This is a genomic window from Shewanella sp. SM20 (genome assembly GCF_025654545.1).
GTDB classification, from domain to species: domain Bacteria; phylum Pseudomonadota; class Gammaproteobacteria; order Enterobacterales; family Shewanellaceae; genus Shewanella; species Shewanella oncorhynchi.
On the sequence record NZ_JAKKRK010000130.1, the window covers coordinates 1 to 893 of the forward strand.

Below are 893 nucleotides of genomic sequence, written 5' to 3' on the forward strand. Positions count from 1 at the left end.
TAAAGCGCTATGTCAAATCCAACCTCGCTACAATGCATTGCTGTCGATCCCTGGCTTTGGACCATTAGTCACAGCAAGCTTTATGAGTGAATTAGGTTCGGGTCATCAATTTAAAAATGGCCGGCAATTATCTGCATGGTGTGGCTTAGTGCCATCGCAATCGAGTTCTGGTGGAAAAGTTCGACTAGGATCGATCACGAAAAATGGCAGCTCAGAACTACGTGTTTTACTCATACACGGCGCCAGAGCCGTTGGCCGATTTGCGAGCAAACGTGATGATAGACTTGGGCGATGGTTTAATGCACTTGCGTTAAGGCAAGGTCGACACAAAGCCGTTGTCGCATTGGCCAATAAAATAGCGCGTATAGGATGGCGGATCCTCACGAGTAACGATAATTTCGACGTTAATAAAGCGTTTGCGTAAGACGTTAAGCATCACGTAAAAGTTTACATGCACTGATGAATAAACGGTCAACCGTACCTATTAGAGCCTGACTTGACCAAGGCATTAAATGCCGATGTAGTGATAAGGTAATGGGTTTCGGATTTACATCATGGCGCGGGTAAAAAGCCTATTTAGACGCCGAATATATGGTAGTGAACCAATCATTCAAAAGTGTTGTAAAAGCTGAGGCGTCCATATATGGTCAAGTAAAATTGGCCACGATTTTAGAGTCATTCCAATATAAACGTTCTGACTCATTTGGCGTTAACCCACCATTATATTGATTGGGTCTGGTCTCACTGTAATATCCAGTGATGTAATTTGTGATCTCTTTATCTGCTTCTGTAAAATTCCCATAACCATTGGCGGGTATCCACTCAGATTTCAAACTTCTAAAGAAACGCTCCATTGGTGCGTTATCCCAACAATTCCCGCGACGACTCATACT

At 43.3% G+C, this 893-nt stretch carries 1 protein-coding gene and 1 pseudogene; one reads left to right on the top strand and one right to left on the bottom strand.

Features of this window, described 5'->3' with window-relative positions; genetic code table 11:
- Nucleotides 1–424: pseudogene (locus L5M18_RS23205) on the top strand (IS110-like element ISSba8 family transposase); the annotation flags it as partial.
- A 223-nt stretch (nt 425–647) separates the two neighbouring features.
- Here L5M18_RS23205 and L5M18_RS23210 read toward each other — a convergent pair.
- Nucleotides 648–893, bottom strand: a 246-nt coding sequence (locus L5M18_RS23210; protein WP_263198723.1) for an integrase core domain-containing protein, incomplete at its 5' end; no start/stop codon positions are given.